We start from the raw sequence: 19,023 nt of genomic DNA, 5'->3' as shown, positions 1-19,023 counted from the left end.
CCTCCTCTCGGCGTCTCGTAAGGGCGGTGGACCGGACTTGCCTAGTACATCACGTCCGGGTGGGCTCTCGGAAGGGCCGTTCCCGTTCGTGCTCAGGAAGGCTATGGGGACTTCCGCGGGATGCGCAAACTATTTTTCGGCTTCTTCTTCAGAAGATTCTCCGGGCTGCTCGGCGGGATCCGCCGAGGGGTCACCGGGGTCACCGGGGTCATCGGCGGCGGCTTCGGACGGGTCGCCGGCCGGGGCACCGGCCGGACCGAGGGCGGGGTCGTCAGGGTCCCCGCCCGCCACCAGGGCCAGTACGTCCGCGCCGAACTTGTCGAGTTTGCGGGCGCCGACACCGGCGATCGAGGTGAGTTCCGCTTCTCCCGACGGGCGGACCTCGGCGATGGCCAGCAGCGTCTTGTCGGTGAAGACGCAGTAGGCGGGCTGGCCGAGCGCCTTGGCCTGCTCCACCCGCCAGGCCCGCAGCCGCTCGTAGAGACCTTCGTCGAGGTCGGAGGGGCAGTCCTCGCAGCGCATCAGTTTGATCTCGCCGGCGTCGGACAGCGTGCGGCCGCAGACCCGGCAGAGCACGGGGCCGCGCCGTTTGCGGCCGCCGCCCTGGCCGCGCTCCACGCCTCCGGTTCCACCGGAGCCACGGGCTCCGCGGGGAGCGGAGCCGGGCCGCAGACCGTCCAGGAAACGGGACGGCCGGCGCCCGCCGCGACCGCCGGGGGAGCGGGACAGCGCCCATGACAGCGCGAGGTGGAAACGGGCCCGGGTGACGCCGACGTAGAGCAGCCGGCGCTCCTCCTCGACCTGTTCGTCGGTCTTGGCGTAGGTGATCGGGAGCGTGCCCTCGGTGAGGCCGACGAGGAAGACGGCGTCCCATTCGAGACCCTTGGCGGCGTGCAGGGAGGCGAGGGTGACGCCTTCGACGGTGGGGGCGTGCTGGGCGTTGGCGCGTTCGTCGAGCTCGCCGACGAAGTCGCCGAGGGTGGCGTCGGGCCGGGCGGCGGCGAAGTCCTCGGAGAGGCGGACGAGTGCGGCCAGTGACTCCCAGCGGTCGCGCACCGCGCCGGAGCCGGCCGGCGGTTCCGAGGCCCAGCCACGGGAGCTGAGCACGTCCCGCACCTGCTGGGGGATGGTGGGGGCGGTCTCGCCCGGATCGCTGGAGGCGCGGGCGGCGCCGCGCAGCAGCATGCCCGCCTCCCGCACCTCGGGCCGCTCGAAGAACCGCTCGGCGCCGCGCAGTTGGTAGGGCACGCCGGCGTCGGCGAGCGCCTGCTCGTACACCTCGGACTGGGCGTTGATCCGGTAGAGGACGGCGATCTCGCTGGGCCGGACCCCGGAGTCGATGAGCTGCCGGATGCGACGGGCGGCGCCTTCGGCCTCGGCGGGCTCGTCGGCGTATTCGGTGTAGGTGGGCTCGGGGCCGGCCTCGCGCTGCGAGATCAGTTCGAGCCGGTGGGCGGCGGCCTGGCCGCGGGCCTGCCCGAGCAGGCCGTTGGCCAGGCCGACGACCTGGGGGGTGGAGCGGTAGTCGCGGACGAGCTTCACCACGGTGGCGTCGGGGTGGCGGCTGCGGAAGCCGAGCAGGAAGTCGGGGGTGGCGCCGGTGAAGGAGTAGATGGTCTGGGAGGCGTCGCCGACGACGCACAGGTCGTCCCGGCCGCCCAGCCACAGGTCGAGCAGGCGCTGCTGGAGCGGGCTCACGTCCTGGTACTCGTCCACGACGAAGTGCTGGTACTGCGAGCGCACGGTGTCGGCGACGTCCGGCCGGTCCTGCAGCACACCGACGGTCAGCAGTAGCACGTCCTCGAAGTCGATCACCCCGCGGTCGCGCTTGAGCTGCTCGTAAGTGGTGTAGATGCGGGCGATCTCGGCGGGGTCGCGGGGCACGTCCCGGCCGGTCTTGGCGGCGGCGGCCGGATACTCCTCGGGCACGGTCTGGGTGACCTTGCACCACTCGATCTCGCCGGTGACGTCCCGCAGCTCGTTGCGGTCCAGCCGGATCCGGCAGCGCGCGCCGGCCTCGGCGACCAGCTGGACCTTCCGCTCCACCAGGCGGGGCAGTTCGCCGCCGACCGCCCGCGGCCAGAAGTACTGGAGCTGGCGCAGCGCGGCGGAGTGGAAGGTGCGGGCCTGCACCCCGCCGGCGCCCAGCTGGCGCAGCCGCCCGCGCATCTCCCCCGCCGCCCGCGCGGTGAAGGTCACCGCGAGCACCGTCGTGGGCTGCAGTATCCCCGCGCGGACCCCGTACGCGATCCGGTGCGTGATGGCCCGGGTCTTGCCGGTGCCGGCTCCGGCCAGCACGCACACCGGGCCGTGCAGGGCCGTGGCGACGGCGCGCTGCTCGGGGTCCAGGCCGTCGAGCACCGCGTCCGCGGAGTCGGGCATCGCGGGAAAGAGCGAGTCGTGGGTTGTCGCAGTCACCCCGCCACTCTGCCAGGTCTCGCCGACAGGCCGGAGAAGTTGTCCACAGCCCTCTTACGGGTGACGCCCACCGGAATGCCGCGGGGGGCGCGCGCGTTCACGCAGTGGCAGATCCCCGGAACGAGGAGCGAACACCGATGTCGGGCAACGTGACCATGTACAGCACCACCTGGTGCGGCTACTGCCGTCGGCTGAAGAGCCAGATGGAGCGCGAGGGCATCGCGTACACCGAGGTCAACATCGAGCAGGACCCGGCGTCCGCGAAGTTCGTGGAGGAGGCCAACGGCGGCAATCAGACGGTGCCGACGCTGCTGATCTCCGGGGACAGCGGCAAGTCCACCACGCTCACCAACCCCTCCGTGGCCCAGGTGAAGCAGGCCCTGGCCGCCTGAGGCCCCCCGCCGGCCCGCCCGCCCCGCGCGGGCGGGCATCGCAGCCGTTCAGCGGCCGGTGGCGCCCTGGCGGGGCAGGGGCTTGCCGTACCAGAGTTCGATCAGCCGGGCCGCGATGGAGATGCCGAACGGGGGCAGCACCTCGCCGGACTCGAAGGCGGCACGGAGGTCCTCGCGGGAGAACCAGCGGGCCTCGTGGATCTCCTCGCCGTCCACCGTGATCACCGAGCTGGTGGCCTGGGCCATGAAGCCGAGCATCAGGCTCGACGGGAAGGGCCAGGGCTGGCTGGCGACGTACTCCACGTCGCCGACCACCACGCCGGCCTCCTCCAGGACCTCGCGCCGCACCGCCGCCTCCAGGGACTCGCCGGGCTCGACGAAGCCGGCCAGCGTGGAGAAGCGGCCTTCCGGCCAGTGCACCTGGCGGCCCAGCAGGGCGCGGTCCTCGTCATCGGTGACCAGCATGATCACCGCGGGGTCGGTGCGCGGGTAGTGCTCGGCGCCGCAAGCGGGGCAGCGGCGGATGTGGCCGGCGGCGGCGATGACGGTGCGCTCGCCGCAGCGGGAGCAGAAGCGGTGCAGGCGCTGCCAGTTCTCCAGGGCGACGGCGTGCACCATCAGCCCGGCCTGGAGCGGCGAGAGCAGCCCGCCGACCTCACGCAGGCCCGCCGGGCGGGCCTCGTCGTCCATCCGGCCGGGCAGCGCGTCCTTCTGCAGGGCGAAGTAGCGCACCCCGTCGGCGGGGTCGATGCCGAGGAAGTAGCGGTGCATCTCGGACTCGGGGGCGTCGAACGCCGGGGTCATCACGAGTTCGGTGCCGCCGTCGTCGGTGTCCTGGACCAGCACCTGGCCGCCGGAGACCACGAACACCCGGGTGCTGGGGTGGCTCCAGGCAGCGGCCAGCCACGCCTCGTCCTGGCGGTGGTGCGCGGCGCGGTCCACCACCGCGTGGGTGAGGGCCACCGGTTGGGCTGTGGTGTCGAAACGTCCTGTCAAGGCTTGCTTCCTGCTCCCCGTCGAGGTCACGGAAATCGGCTGGCGCACTGGAATCGGGCTCATCGACTCGCCGGGTGGTGCCCGGTGTCGGTGCCCGGTCCCGGACGGTGCGGCTCCGCGGTGCGGCGGGGGCGGCGGTACGTGCGGACTGCGGGGTCCGGGACGTCGTTGTCCGGGGTCGAGCTCATGTCTACGAGCGTAACCGCAGCCACCGGGCCTGCGGACCGGTATCCGGGCCCGTCCGCTGTGGTGGCCGTCACGGGGCGGGGGGCGGTGTTGCGGAACCGGTGCGGGCGGGCGGCGCCCGTTCAACCGGCGTACTCCCGGGGTGCACCGTCCGCCGGTAGGTCCGTCACACCGCCGGCGCCGCCCCGCCGCCCCGCCACGCCCCTCCGCGCATCACTGCGGGGCACCGTCGAGGAGGCGTTCCAGCGCCGCGCGGTCGGGGAGGTGCCGCGGGCGGACCACCTCGCCGCTGCGGACGTGCAGGAAGGCGGCCCTGACCCGGTGCAGCGGTACGCGCTCGCGCTCCGACCAGGCCACCCGGTAGATGGCGAGCTGGAGGGGGTCCGCGGCATCGGGGCGGTGCCCGGTCTTCCAGTCGAGGAGTTCGTAGCCGTCGCCGTCGCGGTAGACGGCGTCGATACGGCCGCGGATGAGGCGGCCGGCCAGCGTGATGTGGAACGGCTCCTCGACGCGGTAGGGCGGGCGGTCGGCGTACGGGGTGCGCAGGAAGGCGTCCTTGAGGTCGGCGAGGTCCTGCTCGTCGGCGATGGCGTCGCCGGGGTCACCGGGGCTGCCGGGGTCGATGCCGGGCAGGTCCTCGGGGGCGAAGAGCGGGCGGACCTCGAAGCGGGACTCGACCCAGGCGTGGAAGCGGGTGCCGCGGCGGGCGGCGGGCCCGGGCGGGCTCGGCAGTGGCCGGGCCAGCTCGCGGGCCAGCCCGTCCGGGTCGGCGGCCAGCCGCATCAGCTGGGTGGCGGTCAGCGACGCGGGCAGCGGTACGTCCCGGACGGTGGCGCGCGCCCGCCGCAGCTCTCCGGCGAGAGCGTCCAGGTCCCGGTCCCAGGACGCGACCAGCCGCGCCTCCTCGGGCACGAGCCGATCGCCCCCGGCGCCGTCCTCCGGTACGGGTCCGGCCGGCCCCTCCGCACGCGGCCCCGGCACGTCCCCCGCCCGCGGCGGGTCCAGCCGGCCCGGGGTGTCCTCGCCGCCCGTACCGTCAGCATCACCGAGGCCGGGGCCGCCGCGATCGCCGGCGCCGTCCGCCCCCTCCGGACCGTCCAGCCGGTCCGGGGCACCCTGGTCATCCAGGTGCCCCGGCCGGTCCGGCTGATCCGGGTGATCCGGGTGATCCGGGTGATCCAGGTGACCCGGGTGACCCGGCCGGTCCGGGTGATCCAGGTGCCCCGGCTGACCCAGGTGGTCCGGGTGGTCCAGCCGGTCCAGGTGCGCCAGCACCGCCGTCGCCGCCCGCCGCCGCCGGACCAGCGCCTCCGGGTCGAGCGGCAGCGGCCAGGCCGGCTCGACGGCGGTGTCCAGCGCCGGGTTGGTCGCCTCGGGCCCGGGTTCGTCCGCCCAGTGCTCGATCTCGCCGTCGCCCGCCTCGCAGTGCTCGCGCAGCGCCTCCAGGAAGGCCGACGGCCCGAACCGCGACTTCTGGGTCGGCCCCCACCAGTGCCCCGAGCCGAGCAGCAGCGACCGCGGCCGGGTGAAGGTGACGTATCCCAGCCGGAGTTCCTCGATCCGCTGGTGCTCCTTCATCGCGTCCCGGAAGCCGTCCATCCCGGCCCGGGTCCACTCGGGGACGTCGGGGAGGGTGGCCGCGTCGCCGCGCAGGCCGTGCGGCAGCACCTTGGCGTTGGCCGGCCACAGTTCCCGGCCGCGCTCGCTGGGGAAGCCCCTGGCGATCAGGCCGGGGACGGCCACCACGTCCCACTCCAGGCCCTTGGCCTTGTGCGCGGTGAGCACCTTGACCGTGTTCTCACCGCCGGGCAGCGAACTGTCCAGGCCCCGCTCGTACTGGACCGCGGTGTGCAGGAAGCCGAGGAACGCCAGCAACGTCGCCTCCCCGTCGAGGGCGGCGAAACCGGCGGCCACGTCGAGGAAGTTGTGCAGCGTCTCGCGGCGCCGGGCGGCCAGCGCGTGCGGGGACGCGGACAGCTCGACGTCCAGGCCGGTGACGGTGAGCACCCGGTGCAGGACGTCCATCAGCGGGTCGGCGAGGGTGCGGCGCAGTTCCCTTATCTCGGCCGCCAGCCGGGCGAACCGGACCCGCGCCTCGGCCGAGAACGGCAGTTCGTCGCCGTCACCGCCCAGCAGCGGCGCCGCGTCCAGGAACGTCTCCAGCGCGTCGGCCAGCGAGATCACCTCGGCCGGGTCGGTGCCTTCGACGGCCGCCGCCAGCGGGTCCGTGCCGTCGCCGGGGCCGCGGCCCGCGTACCGGACGAGCTGCCGGGCACGGCGGCCGAGCAGCGCCAGGTCGCGCGGGCCGATCCGCCAGCGAGGGCCGGTGAGCAGCCGGACCAGCGATGCGTTGGCGGTCGGGTCGTGCAGCACCTCGCAGGTGGCCACGAGGTCGGCGACCTCCGGCAGATGGAGCAGCCCGGACAGGCCCACCACCTCCACGGGTACGTCCCTGGCGACCAGTGCCGCGTGGATCTCCGGGAACCGGCCCGCGGTACGGCACAGCACGGCGATCTCACCGGGGGCGGTGCCGGTGGCGACGAGGTGGGCGATGGAGTCGGCGAGCCAGGCGGTCTCCTCCTCCTGGGTGGGCAGCAGGGCGCACCGCACCAGCCCGTCGCGTTCGGCGCCCGGCGCGGGGGTGAGCGCCTCGACGCCTTCGTGCCGGGCCCGCAGTTCGGTGGCCAGGGTGTTGGCCAGCTCCAGCAGCCGGCCGCCCGAGCGGCGGTTCTGCCGCAGCGCGTACCGGTCGGCGGGGCGGCCGTCGGCGTACGGGAAGTGCCGCGGGAAGTCGTCGAGGTTGGCGACCGAGGCACCGCGCCAGCCGTAGATCGCCTGGCAGGGGTCGCCGACGGCGGTGACCGGATGGCCGCTGCCGCCGCCGAAGAGCCCGGCGAGGAGCAGTCGCTGGGCGACCGAGGTGTCCTGGTACTCGTCCAGCAGCACCACGCGGTACTGGTCGCGCAGGATCGCGCCCACCTCGGGGCGTTCCTGCGCCAGAGCCGCGGACAGGGCGATCTGGTCACCGAAGTCCAGCAGTTCCCGGCTCTGCTTCTCCTGCCGGTAGGCGGCTGCCAGTTCGGCGAGGTCCCGGCGGGCGGCCACCGCCTGCTGGACGTCCCGGACCCAGGCGAAACCGCGCTTTCCCGGGTCGAAGGCGGCCAGCTCGGCGGCGAGCCGGGTGTCGTACGCCCGCAGCCGCTCGGCGGGCACCAGGTGCTCGGCCAGCTCGCCGGAGAGCGCCAGCAGGTCGGCGACGAGCGTGGGCAGGCCCTTGGTCAGCGCGGGGTAGGGGCCGGGCGCCGCCCGCAGCACCTTCGCCGCCAGCTGGTAGCGGGTGGCGTCGGCGAGCAGCCGCGCGGTGGGCTCCAGGCCGATCCGCATGCCGTGGTCCTTGAGCAGCTGGCCGGCGAAGGCGTGATAGGTCGAGATCTGCGGGTCGCCGGGCGCGGTGGTGTCCTCGCCGGGGTGCTGCGGCAGGGGTTCCGGGTCGGTGACGCCGGCCTGGGCCAGCGCCTTGCGGACCCGCTCGGAGAGTTCGCCCGCCGCCTTGTTGGTGAAGGTCAGCCCGAGTACCTGGTCGGGGGCGACCTGGCCGGTGCCGGCCAGCCACACCACCCGGGCGGCCATCACCGTGGTCTTCCCCGAACCGGCCCCGGCCACGATCACACCCGGCGCGGGAGGCGCGGTGATGCACGCCAATTGCTCCGGGGTGAACGGGATGCCCAGCAGCTCTTTCAGCTGCTCGGGTCGGGTGATGCGGGTTGCCACCCTGGTGAGGCTATCCGGCCCTGCCGACACGGGGCGCCGGGGCGGGCCGTGCCGCCGCCCGTGCTCCGGGTCCGTGGTCACACCGGCCGGTGTCTCACACGGAGAAGCCCGGGTCGCCGCCGAAGGCGGATATGTCCACCGTCAGGCCGGCCGGCGGCGCCGTGATGCGGGTGGCCCTGCCGAAGCCGCTGAAGGTCGCGGTGTTGGAGTCGTCGTCCGGTGTGAAGGCCCTGAGCAGGTACGGGGTGCCGTTGACCGCCACGTACATCTCGGTGTCGCCGTCGTCGGCGTGCTGGGTCAGCGACTGGACCTGCTCCCCTGCGTAGGTGAGGACGCGGCCCTTGGTGACGGTGCCCTCGGAGCCGGCGTCCGCCATGCTGCCCAGCAGGGTCTTCAGGTCGCAGAACTGCTTGAAGCCGGCCTGCGCGCCCGCGTCCCTGGGCAGCTTCAGCCACTTCCCGGCCGCGAACGCGCTGAGTGCGTCGCCGTCGGCGCCGCCCTTGTCCTGCCAGTACGTCTCGTCGGCCTTCATGTAGTACTGCTCGCCGGTGCCGATCAGCTGGAACCGGTCGCCGTCGTCCTCGACGGTCGCGGCGCACTTGCCGGTGTCGGTGACGGCGGCCTTCATGTGGATCGGTTCGTCGTCGTCACCGGTGGTGTGCAGGTCGACGGTCATCGTCGGCGTGCTCTCCATCGCGTCGACCGCGTCCTTCAGCACGCCCTTGCCCGAGATGCCGGGAAACGCCCCCGGCGTCCTGGTGGTCGACACCGCACGCACCACCGGCGCCGCCGCCGACTGCGTGTTCTTGTCGCCGCCGCAGCCCGCCAGCAGGGCGCCGCCGGTGCTGACGACGGCCACTGCCGCGATGAGTTGTCCGAAGGCCCGCACGGCCCGCCCCCCTTGATGTCCGGCCGCGCTCCCCAGCGCGTCCCTCCCCGCTTGCCCTGTCAATGTAGCGCCAGGAGCCGACAGGCCACCTTCGGTTATCCACAGGGCAGAACGGGTCACTCCACGACGTGCCGGCCCTCCGTCCTGGCCGAGCAGGAGGCGCGGAACGCGCAGTGCGTGCAGTGCTGTCCGGCGGCCGGCGTGAAGCGTTCGTCCAGCACCCGCCCGGCGGCCCTGGCCAGCAGGTCCTCGGCCCACTCCCCCTCAAGTGGCGCCTGCCGCTGTACGGCGGGCAGTTCGTCCCCGCCGTCCCGCCTGGCCGCGCCCAGCCGCAGCTGGACCAGCTCCGCGCCGCCGTCGGCGGGACGCTCGCCGCCGAACAGCGAGTCCACGGCGCCCTCGCGCACGGCGAGCTGGTAGACGGCCAGTTGGGGGTGGTGGGCGACCTCGGCGGCGGTCGGTTTGGACCGCCCGGTCTTGAAGTCGACGACGTACGCCTGCCCCTGGGCGTCGCTCTCCACCCGGTCCATGCTGCCGCGGATACGGACCTGGACGTCGCCGGCGCCGAGGGTGACGTCGAAGCCGTGCTCGGAGCCGACCGGCTTGCGGCCGCGTTCCATGATGTGCCAGCGCAGAAAGCGTTCCAGGGCGGCGCGGGCGTTCTCCTTCTCCTGCCGGGACTTCCAGGGGGCGTCGAAGGCGAGCGCGTCCCAGACGGAGTCCAGCCGGGTCATCAGCACGTCCAGGTCGGCCGGGGTACGGCCGGAGGCGACCTCGTCGGCGAGGACGTGCACGACGTTGCCGAAGCCCTGGGCGGTGGTGGACGGGGGCTCCGCCTTGACCTCTCGGCCCAGGAACCACTGCAGCGCGCAGGTGTTGGCCAGTTGGTCCAGGGCGCTGCCGGACAGCGCCACCGGCTGCTCCCGGTCGCGCAGCGGCACCTGCGAGCGGGTCGGCTCGTACAGGCCCCACCAGCGGTCCGGGTGAGCGGCCGGGACCAGCGGGTGGCCGTCGTCGGTGAGCGCGGCCAGCCGGGCGAGCCGCTGCGCGGCGGCCTCCCGCAGCGCCGGGGATGCCTCCGGGTCGACGGTGGTGGCCCGCAGCTCCGCCACCAGGGCGGCGACGGCCAGCGGGCGGCGCGGGCGGTGGGTGACGTCCTGCGGCGGTACGCCGAGTTCGGCCAGGAAGCGGGACGGCTGGTCGCCGTCGTCGGCGGCCGACTTCACCGCGGTGACCAGCAGGCGTTCGCGGGCGCGGCTGGTGGCGACGTAGAAGAGCCGGCGCTCCTCGGTGAGCAGCGCGCCCTGGCTGAGCTGCGGCGCGAGACCGTCCCGGCCGATCCGGTCCGCCTCCAGCAGGGAGCCGCGCCGCCGCAGGTCCGGCCAGACGCCTTCCTGGACGCCGGCCACCACGACCAGCCGCCACTCCTGGCCCTTGGCGCGGTGCGCCGTGGTCAGGCGGACCGCGCCTTGGCGTACGGCGGCGGCGGTACGGGTGTCGGCGGCGATGTCGAAGGCGGAGAGTTCGTCGATGAGGTTGAGGGCGCCGCGGCCCCCGGTGCGTTCCTCGGCGCGGGCCGAGGTCTCGAAGAGCGCGCACACCGCGTCCAGGTCCCGGTCGGCGTTGCGGCCGGCCGGACCGCCGCGCAGGGCCGCCCGCTCCAGCCGCGCGCTCCACGGCGAGCCGGCCCACAGGCCCCACAGGGCCTCCTCCGCGGTGCCGCCGCGCTCCAGGGTGCGGTGGGCGTCCTTCAGCAGCCGGCCGAGCCGCAGGGCGCCCCGGGCGTAGGTCCTGTCGTACGTGGCGAGCCGCTCGGGTTCCGCGACGGCTTCGGCGATCAGCACGTCGGAGGGGCGCGGTACGGGGTGCCCGGCGGTCCGCTCCTCCTCCCGCAGGGCGCGGCCCAGGCGCCTGAGGTCCGCCGAGTCCATCCCCCCGAGCGGCGAGGCGAGCAGCGCCAGCGCGTCCTCGACGGTCAGGCGCAGCCCGCGGGCCTCTCCGCAGCCCCCGGGGAGCCCGCGCCCGGCGGCCGTGCTCCCGGCGCTCCCGGCGCTCCCGGCGCTCCCGGCGCCCCCCGGGGCCGCGGCGAAGGCGTGCGGGGCGTCCTCGGCGGCCTCCTGCCCGGACGGTGCGGGCACTACGGGCGGCGCGGGGGGCGCGGGCACTACGGGCACTGCGGCCGGCGCGGGCGGCAGCGCCGCTTCCGCCGCCACCCGCAGGGCCAGCAGGAGGGGGGCCACCGCGGGTTCGGCGTGGAGGGGGGCGTCGGAGGCTTCGAGGTCCACGGGGACGCCGGCCGCGGTGAGGGCGCGGCGCAGGGCCGGGAGCGGGGTGCCGCTGCGCACCAGGACGGCCATGTCGTCCCACGCGAAGCCCTCTTCGAGGTGGGCACGGCGCAGCACATCGGCGATGGAGTCGGTCTCCGCGCCCGGCGACGGATACGTGCGGACCGCGACCGTGCCCCGGTTCCGTACCGGCACCGGGGCACGGTGGGCGCGGGCCGCGCCGGCGGGGAGGCGGGGCAGCGGCATCCGGTCGGTGAGGCGGCGGGCGGCGTCCAGCACGGGGGCGGCGACGCGGTAGGAGGTGGTCAGGACGCGGACCGGGGCGGGGCTCCCGTCGCGCCGGGGGAACTGCGCGGGGAAGTCGAGGATGCCGTTGACGTCGGCCCCCCGGAACGCGTAGATCGACTGGTCCGGGTCCCCGAAGGCGACCAGGGTCCTGCCGCCGCCGGCCAGCGCCTTGAGGAGGCCGACCTGGGCGGGGTCGGTGTCCTGGTACTCGTCGACGTAGACCGCGTCGTAGCGGGCCGTCAGCTCCGCGTGCACCTCCGGCCGCCGGACCAGCCGGACCGCGCGGTGGACGAGCTCGGTGTAGTCGATGACGCCCTGCAGATCGGTGACGTCGAGGTATTCGGCCAGGAAGTCGGCCGCCGCCCGCCAGTCGGGGCGGCCCAGGCGGTGCGCGAAGTCGCGCAGCGTGGCCGGCGCGAGGCCGAGTTCCCGGCTGCGGGCGAGCACCGCCCGCACCTCGTCGGCGAATCCGCGGGTGGTGAGTGCCGCGCGCAGGTCGTCCGGCCAGCGCACATGGGCCCGGCCGGCCGCGGCCAGGGCGGGCTGGCCGGCCAGCAGCTCGCGGACCAGCAGGTCCTGCTCGGGCCCGGAGAGCAGCCGCAGCGGCTCGGCGTAGCGGTCGGCGGGCTGGTGGGCGCGGAGCAGGCCGTAGCAGAAGGCGTGGAAGGTGGCGGCCTGCGGACCCTGGGTGCCCAGCCGGGCCGCGGTGGCCTCCCGCAGGGCCAGCGCGGCCTTTCGGTGGAAGGTCAGAACAAGAATGCGATCGGGCGGGGTGCCGGCCCTGACCCGCGCGCTGACCGCCTCCACCAGGGCCGTGGTCTTGCCGGTTCCCGGTCCGGCCAGGACGAGCAGCGGCCCGTCCCGGTGCTCAACCACCGAGCGCTGTGCCGCGTCCAGCACAGGGGGCGCGGCGGGCGCCACCGGCGCGCGCACCAGCCGGTAGCCTCCGACGCCCGGGCCTGTCGCGTACGGCGTGCCCGGCAGCCCGGGGACCGCGCCCGCGACCGCGGCGGAGGATGGAGCGGAGAGGTTCACGTGATCAGCCGGTTTCGTGGTGGTCGGGCAATGTACTCCGGACGGTCGGTCGTGCGCATGATCGGCCCCCGGATGGCGGAAGCTGGATGACATGACCTTCCGGCCGTCACCCGTCTCCGCCGTCGCCGCTCGCCGCGCCGGCGGGACCGGCCGTGTCCTGCGCCCCGCCGTCCCAGCGGGCCCGGCGCATGTTCACCCGCGGTACGTGGCCCTCGCCGGCCGGTCCCGCCTCCCGCAGCGGCGTTCCCTCGGCGCGGTAGGCGTCCAGGGCGCGCAGCTCGTGCCCGGGCAGCAGCACCCCGTCGGACCGTACGACCCGCCACCAGGGGACCCCGCTGCCGTACAGCGCCAGCACCCGGCCGACCTGCCGGGGGCCGCCCTCGCCGAGCCACTCGGCCACATCGCCGTAGGTCATGACCTTGCCGGGCGGGATCAGGTCCACCGTGTCGAGCACCCGTTCGGCGAAAGGGGAGGGCGCTGCGGGGTCGTACTCGTCGCTCATCCCGCCCATCCTGCCCCAGACCGCCGACACCGGGGGGTTCCGGTGCCAACCGCACATCCGTCGTGCCACCATCGTCCGGGCGGTGACTGGTGATACGAGATCAAGAAGAGACCACGGGTGACCAGCAGGGCGCGGAGGAGGCCGGAGAGGCCACCCGCGTCCATGCGCCGCTGCCCGCGTCCGGGGCGACCCGCGCCCCCGCCTCCGTCGAGGCCGGGCCGGTCCTGGAGGAGTCCGGCGTCATCAAGAGCCCCAGCGCCCTGAAGCCGCCGGGCAAGGCCGCGGACCGGCCACCGGGCCCGCGCCGGACCCCCGGCAAGGACCCCGGCCCCGGCTCGGAGTCCGACCCCGACCCGGACCCGGACTCTGAGGAGTGCGACGACGCGGCCCACGACGCCGGTGCTACCCGGGTCGCGGTGTCCGGTGACGAACCCCTGCTCGCGGCCCGTGTCCACCGCCCCGCCGACCTCGTCCGTTTCATCTTCGGCCTGCTCGGTATCGCCGTGGTGCTGGCCGTGGCCGGCTTCGCGCACGCCACCACCACCGGCCTGGAGACCGACATCTCCAAGGGCGCCGACCACGCGCCCGACGCGCTGGCCTCCTTCGCCGGTCTGACCGCGAGCATCGCCGTCCTGATCGTGCCGGTCGCCTTCGCGGTCGAGCGGCTGGTCAAACGGGACGGCCTGCGGATCGCCGACGGCGTGCTGGCGGCCGTGCTCGCCCACGGCACCGCGCTCGCCACCGACCTGTGGGTGAGCAACGCGGCACCGCACGCGATCCGGGAGGCGCTCTCCCACAACGCCCCCTCCGGCATCGGCATGACCGACCCGGTGCACGGCTATCTGGCGCCGGTGATCGCGTATGTCACCGCGGTCGGGATGGCCCGGCGCCCGCGCTGGCGGGTGGCCTTCTGGGTGGTGCTGCTGCTGGACGCCTTCGCGGTGCTGGTCGGCGGCTACACCACCCCGTTCTCGATCGCGCTGACCGTACTGATCGGCTGGACGGTCGCCTACGGCACGGTCTACGCGATCGGCTCGCCGAATGTCCGCCCCACCGGCCAGAACCTGCTGGCGGGCCTGCGCCGGGTCGGTTTCGCGCCGCTGACCGCCCGCCGGGTGCTGGAGCGCAGCCCGGAGAACGCCGACTCCGACCGCGGCCGTGCCTATCTCGTCACCCTGGAGGACGGGCCGCCGCTCGACGTGACCGTGGTGGACCGTGAGCAGCAGGCGCACGGCTTCTTCTACCGCTCCTGGCGCCGGCTCTCGCTGGTCGGCGGCATCACCCAGCGCCGGAGCCTGCTGTCGCTGCGGCAGGCGCTGGAGCAGGAGGCGCTGCTCGCGTACGCGGCCATCGCGGCCGGTGCCAACGCGCCCAAGCTGATCGCCACCTCCGAGCTGGGCCCGGACGCGGTGATGCTGGTCTACGAGCACATCGGCGGCAGCCGGTTCGACACGCTCGGCGACGAGGAGATCACCGACGAGCTGCTGCGCGAGGCGTGGACCCAGGTGAAACACCTGCAGTCGCGGCGGATCGCGCACCGCAGGCTGGTCGGCGAGTCGCTGCTGGTGGACCGGAACGGCCGGGTGTTCCTGACCGATCTGCGCGGCGGTGAGATCGCGGCCGGCGACATCGTGCTGCGGATGGACATCGCCCAGCTGCTGACCACGCTGGCGCTGCGGGTCGGCCCGGAGCGCGCGGTCGCCTCCGCGCTGTCCGTGCTCGGCCCCGACGCGGTCGCCGCGTCGCTGCCGCTGCTCCAGCCGATCGCGCTCAGCCGCGACACCCGGCACCAGCTGAAAGTGCTGGCCAGGGCGCGGGCCCAGCGTGAACGGGACGCGGTGCTCGCCGCGTCCGCGGCCGGCCGCGAGGCGCGCGAGCACAAGCACGCCGTGGAGCACGGCGAGGCGGAGGACCCGAGCCTGGTCAAGGCGAAGTCCAAGGCCGAGCGGAAGGCCGAGGACAAGGCGGAGAAGCGGGCCATCGAGGACGCGCTGGAGGAGGTGCGCGAGGAGGATCTGCTGGTACGGATCCGGCAGCAGGTGCTGCTGATCCGGCCGCAGGCCCCGGTCGAGCCCGTCCGGCTGGAGCGCATCAAGCCGCGCACGCTGGTCACCGTCATCGCCGGCGCCTTCGCCGCGTACTTCCTGCTCTCCCAGCTCAGTTCGGTGCCGATCGGTGACGCGATCGTCAACGCGGACTGGCGCTGGGCGGTGATCGCGGTCCTCGGTTCGGCCGCCAGTTACGTCGCCGCGGCCTGCGCGCTGGCCGGTTTCGTACCCGAACGGCTGTCGCTGCTGCGGACCGTCCAGGCGCAGGTCGCCGGGTCCTTCGTGAAGCTGGTGGCACCGGCCGCGGTCGGTGGCGTGGCGCTCAACACGCGCTACCTGCAGAAGGCGGGGGTACGGCCCGGGCTCGCGGTCGCCAGCGTCGGCGCGTCCCAGCTGGTCGGGCTGGGCTCGCACGTGATGCTGCTGATGACCTTCGGTTTCATCACCGGCACCGAGAAGACGCCGTCGCTGTCGCCGTCCCGTACGGTCATGGCGGGGCTGCTCACCGCCGGCGTGCTGGTGCTCGTGGTGGCCACCGTGCCGGTGCTGCGGAAGTTCGTCTCCACCCGGGTGCGGGCGCTCTTCGCGGGTGTCGTACCGCGCATGCTGGATGTGCTCCAGCGCCCCGCCAAGCTGCTCACCGGCATCGGCGGCACCCTGATGCTGACGGTCTGCTTCGTGATCTGTCTGGACGGCTGTGTACGGGCGTTCGGCGGGCACCTCAGCTACGCCGCCATCGCGGTGGTCTTCCTCGCGGGCAACGCGCTCGGCTCGGCGGCGCCCACCCCGGGCGGCGTCGGCGCGGTCGAACTCGCCCTCACCGGTGGCCTCATCGCGGCCGGCCTGCCGAAGGAGGTCGCCACCCCCGCGGTGCTCTTCTTCCGCCTGCTGACCTTCTGGCTCCCGGTCCTCCCCGGCTGGCTCTCCTTCACCCACCTGACCCGCAAGGGCGCCCTGTAGCTCCCCGGCGGGCGGCGGAGGTGCGTACCCGCGCCTGAAGAGGCCGGCGGGCACGCGTAAGGGGCGGCACCCCATGGGGGCCGCCCCTTACGCGTCGCTTCGGGACCGCTGCTCCGGCTAGTAGACCGGCTTCTCGGGCTCGATCGTGTTGACCCAGCCGATGACGCCGCCGCCGACGTGGACCGCGTCGGCGAAGCCCGCGGCCTTCAGGACCGCCAGGACCTCGGCGCTGCGGACGCCCGTCTTGCAGTGAAGGACGATCCGCTTGTCCTGGGGCAGGTGCTCCAGGGCCGAGCCGAGCAGGAACTGGTCCTTCGGGATGAGCTTGGCGCCCGGGATGGAGACGATCTCGTACTCGTTCGGCTCGCGGACGTCGATGATCTCGATGTTCTCGCCGTCGTCGATCCACTCCTTGAGCTGCTTGGGAGTGATCGTGGAGCCGAGCGCGGCCTCCTGGGCCTCTTCGGAGACGACGCCGCAGAAGGCCTCGTAGTCGATGAGCTCGGTGACCGTCGGGTTCTCGCCGCAGACCGCGCAGTTGGGGTCCTTGCGGACCTTGACCTGGCGGTAGGTCATCTCCAGGGCGTCGTAGATCATCAGGCGGCCGAGCAGCGGCTCGCCGATGCCGGCCAGCAGCTTGATGGCCTCGTTGACCTGGATGGAGCCGATGGAGGCGCAGAGCACGCCGAGGACGCCGCCCTCGGCGCAGGAGGGGACCATGCCGGGGGGCGGGGGCTCCGGGTAGAGGCAGCGGTAGCAGGGGCCGTGCTCGGACCAGAAGACCGACGCCTGACCGTCGAAGCGGTAGATCGAGCCCCAGACGTAGGGCTTGTTCAGCAGCACGCACGCGTCGTTGACCAGGTAGCGGGTCGCGAAGTTGTCGGTGCCGTCGATGATCAGGTCGTAGTCGGCGAAGATCTCCATCACGTTGTCCGACTCGAGCCGGACCTCGTGCAGGACGACGTTCACATACGGGTTGATGCCCTTGACGGTTTCCCGGGCGGACTCGGCCTTGGGCCGGCCGATGTCGGCCTGGCTGTGGATGATCTGGCGCTGCAGGTTCGACTCGTCGACCTCGTCGAACTCGACGATGCCGAGCGTGCCGACGCCCGCCGCGGCCAGGTACATCAGGGCCGGCGAACCGAGGCCGCCGGCCCCGACGACCAGCACCTTGGCGTTCTTCAGCCGCTTCTGCCCGTCCATGCCCACATCGGGGATGATCAGGTGACGCGAATACCTGCGGACCTCGTCAACGGTGAGCTCGGCGGCCGGCTCGACCAGGGGTGGCAGCGACACAGAGACCTCAGCAATACGGTTGGGTCGGTCATCAGACTGTGGATGCGCGCACCGGCCGGAACCGCTGCCCGCACGCGCGAACCCTTCAACACTGCCACGCCGGTCTTCATTCCAAGACCCCAGGTCCGAGGACCGAGACACTTTCGGGTCACATGCCGGTCGCCGGACCGGCCGCCGGGCCCGCTAACCCTGCCGGCGCACCTTCCGGACCGCTTCGTGCCAGTATCCGGGCAGTCCGGCCCACGGGTCGGCGCCCTCCCGGTCGGTGCGGTCGGTGAAGCACACCGTGCCCGCCCCCTGCCAGCGGGCGACCCGCAGCGCGGTGTCCAGGTGCGCCTCGGGTACGCCGTGCACGAGGTGGGCGAAGCGGGTGGGCGGGTAGGAGGCGGTCCACTGCGGGGCCTCCGACCAGCGGTAACGGGTCCACGGGCCGTTGAAGGTGACCAGCTGGTCGGCGAACTCGGCGTATCCCGGGTACGGGTGGACGCCGGGGGCCAGCACCACCAGCGGCGGCACACCGGGGCGGCGGTCCGCGTCGAGCAGCGCCCGCAGGGTGGTCACCACCCGCCGGCACTCGGCGGCGCCGCCGCGCAGGGTCGGCGCCCGGTCCAGGTAGAAGCCGTCCACCCGGTACCAGTCGAGGTAGTGCGAGGCGTCCGAGACCAGCTCGCCGAAGGGCCGGATGCCGTGCGCGGTGTCCAGCAGTCCGAGGACCGGGACGCCGTTCTCACGGACCCGGGTGAGGGCTTCGGCGTGGAGCGGGTCGGGGCGGCTGCCGGGCCCGCGGGCCACGTCGAAGGCCACCCAGTCCAACGGCGCCCCCGGCCGGGCCAGTTCGGCCCACTCGGCGGGCGCGACCAGCGGGTGCGCGAAGGCGGGCACGCCGAAGCCGGTACGGTCGCGGGTCCCGGCGGTGCCGGTGACCGTACGGCCCCGGGGCACGCCGTCGCCGCCCGCGCCGAGGGCGCGGAACGCGGTGTCCCAGGGCGGGATCAGACGCGGCATGCCGCCTCCATCCACACATCGGCCAGGGACTCCTCCAGGCCGATCCGCGGCCGCCAGCCGAGCCGGTCGCGGGCGGTACGGACGTCCGCCTGCTGCCAGGACCCGCAGCCGTCGGGGTACGGCGGCTGGGCCGGCCCGTGGGACGGGTCGTCCAGTTCGTGGAGCATCCCGTCGTAGCCGGCCACGTGCGCGAGGGCGGCGGCCATGTCCCGCAGGCGTACGGCCCGGCCGCTGCCGATGTTCACCACGCCCTGGGCGGCGGAGAGCGAGGCGGCGTGCACGGCCCGGGCGACATCCCGCGCGTCGATGAAGTCACGCTGGACGCCGAGGCCGCCGAGTTTCAGCTCCGGGTCGCCGTTCTGCATGGTCCGGCGGAGCGCTTCGGCGATCCGGCCCATCGGGGAGCCGGTCGGGGTACCGGGGCCGACCGGGCTGAAGACCCGCAGCACCACGGCGTCCAGGCCGGAGCCGAGGACGAGTTCGGTGGCGGCGAGCTTGCTGACGCCGTACGGGCCGCCGGGCCGCGGCGCCGCGTCCTCGCCGGTGGAGGAGCCGGCCGGCGAGGGGCCGTACTCCGAGGCGCAGCCCACCTGGACCAGCCGGGCGGCGACCGAGCTGCGGCGCATCGCCTCGCAGACGGTGGCGACCGCGACGGTGTTCTGCCGGGTCAGGTCCCGGGCGTTGCCGCGGGTGGCACCGGCGCAGTTGATCAGCACTCCTGGGTGGACGGCGTCCAGGTAACGGGCGAGGACGCCGGGCGCCCCGCTGGACAGGTCGAACCGCACGTCCGACTCGTCGCTGCGCCCGAGCGCGGTGAGCTGCACCGCCGGGTCGGCCAGCAGCCGCTCGGCGACGTGCCGCCCCAGGAATCCGTCGGCCCCCAGCAACAGGACTCTCATCGCGCGCCTCCCGGGGTGGGACACGGGCGCGGAGCGGCGGGCAGGGCTCGGGG

General features: G+C 74.2%; 12 protein-coding genes. 2 read left to right on the top strand and 10 right to left on the bottom strand.

Translation table 11 applies throughout. The features are described 5' to 3' along the window. Positions 1–129: 129 nt before the first annotated feature. The gene (locus tag OG552_RS24060; protein WP_443071018.1) at positions 130–2,418 is read right to left on the bottom strand and encodes an ATP-dependent DNA helicase UvrD2; all 2,289 of its coding nucleotides are present in this window, start codon (positions 2,416–2,418) and stop codon (positions 130–132) included. A 137-nt stretch (positions 2,419–2,555) separates the two neighbouring features. On the opposite strand from OG552_RS24060, the gene OG552_RS24055 reads away from it, so the two are divergent. Continuing rightward, entirely contained in the window at positions 2,556–2,810 is a 255-nt protein-coding gene (locus OG552_RS24055) for a mycoredoxin (protein ID WP_329136220.1), read from the top strand. Between the two features lie 48 nt (positions 2,811–2,858). On the opposite strand, the gene nudC is transcribed toward OG552_RS24055, so the two are convergent. From nudC to OG552_RS24025, 6 genes are all read right to left on the bottom strand, one after another. After that, complete coding sequence (nudC, locus tag OG552_RS24050) at positions 2,859–3,806, bottom strand: NAD(+) diphosphatase (protein WP_329136218.1); 948 nt, start codon at positions 3,804–3,806, stop codon at positions 2,859–2,861. A 59-nt stretch (positions 3,807–3,865) separates the two neighbouring features. Then, positions 3,866–3,994 (bottom strand): hypothetical protein, encoded by a 129-nt coding sequence (locus OG552_RS24045; RefSeq protein WP_329136216.1) that lies wholly within the window; start codon positions 3,992–3,994, stop codon positions 3,866–3,868. Between the two features lie 211 nt (positions 3,995–4,205). Then, on the bottom strand, positions 4,206–7,763 hold the full coding sequence (locus tag OG552_RS24040) for a UvrD-helicase domain-containing protein (protein ID WP_329136214.1): 3,558 nt from the start codon (positions 7,761–7,763) through the stop codon (positions 4,206–4,208). 94 nt (positions 7,764–7,857) lie between these two features. After that, entirely contained in the window at positions 7,858–8,652 is a 795-nt protein-coding gene (locus tag OG552_RS24035) for a hypothetical protein (RefSeq protein ID WP_329136211.1), read from the bottom strand. Between the two features lie 116 nt (positions 8,653–8,768). Beyond that, positions 8,769–12,158 carry an ATP-dependent helicase gene (locus OG552_RS24030; RefSeq protein WP_329141058.1) on the bottom strand — a complete coding sequence of 1,130 codons (3,390 nt, stop codon included), beginning with the start codon at positions 12,156–12,158 and terminating at the stop codon, positions 8,769–8,771. A gap of 208 nt (positions 12,159–12,366) precedes the next feature. Further along, positions 12,367–12,762, bottom strand: a complete 396-nt coding sequence (locus OG552_RS24025) for an MGMT family protein (protein ID WP_443071017.1) — start codon at positions 12,760–12,762, stop codon at positions 12,367–12,369. 89 nt (positions 12,763–12,851) lie between these two features. Here OG552_RS24025 and OG552_RS24020 point away from each other — a divergent pair, with 89 nt between their 5' ends. After that, the gene (locus tag OG552_RS24020; RefSeq protein WP_443071016.1) at positions 12,852–15,770 is read left to right on the top strand and encodes a lysylphosphatidylglycerol synthase domain-containing protein; all 2,919 of its coding nucleotides are present in this window, start codon (positions 12,852–12,854) and stop codon (positions 15,768–15,770) included. A 117-nt stretch (positions 15,771–15,887) separates the two neighbouring features. On the opposite strand, the gene moeZ is transcribed toward OG552_RS24020, so the two are convergent. From moeZ to OG552_RS24005, 3 genes are all read right to left on the bottom strand, one after another. Further along, entirely contained in the window at positions 15,888–17,066 is a 1,179-nt protein-coding gene (gene moeZ / locus OG552_RS24015; RefSeq protein WP_329136209.1) for an adenylyltransferase/sulfurtransferase MoeZ, read from the bottom strand. A 183-nt stretch (positions 17,067–17,249) separates the two neighbouring features. After that, complete coding sequence (locus OG552_RS24010) at positions 17,250–18,071, bottom strand: spherulation-specific family 4 protein (RefSeq protein ID WP_329136207.1); 822 nt, start codon at positions 18,069–18,071, stop codon at positions 17,250–17,252. After that, the gene (locus tag OG552_RS24005; protein ID WP_329136205.1) at positions 18,059–18,970 is read right to left on the bottom strand and encodes an NAD-dependent epimerase/dehydratase family protein; all 912 of its coding nucleotides are present in this window, start codon (positions 18,968–18,970) and stop codon (positions 18,059–18,061) included. The genes OG552_RS24010 and OG552_RS24005 overlap by 13 nt, the downstream gene beginning before the upstream one ends. Between the last annotated feature and the right edge of the window lie 53 nt (positions 18,971–19,023).

The sequence above is a fragment of the Streptomyces sp. NBC_01476 genome (assembly GCF_036227265.1).
Lineage (GTDB): Bacteria > Actinomycetota > Actinomycetes > Streptomycetales > Streptomycetaceae > Actinacidiphila.
Note: the sequence above shows the minus strand (reverse complement) of the source record. Positions and strands in the feature narration are given on the sequence as shown.

Excerpts from the sequence above, each read along its gene's own strand:
- OG552_RS24005 (WP_329136205.1), bottom strand. The coding sequence starts at position 18,970 with ATGAGAGTCCTGTTGCTGGGGGCCGACGGATTCCTGGGGCGGCACGTC.
- OG552_RS24025 (WP_443071017.1), bottom strand. The coding sequence starts at position 12,762 with ATGAGCGACGAGTACGACCCCGCAGCGCCCTCCCCTTTCGCCGAACGG.
- OG552_RS24045 (WP_329136216.1), bottom strand. The coding sequence starts at position 3,994 with ATGAGCTCGACCCCGGACAACGACGTCCCGGACCCCGCAGTCCGCACG.
- OG552_RS24010 (WP_329136207.1), bottom strand. The coding sequence starts at position 18,071 with ATGCCGCGTCTGATCCCGCCCTGGGACACCGCGTTCCGCGCCCTCGGC.
- OG552_RS24055 (WP_329136220.1), top strand. The coding sequence starts at position 2,556 with ATGTCGGGCAACGTGACCATGTACAGCACCACCTGGTGCGGCTACTGC.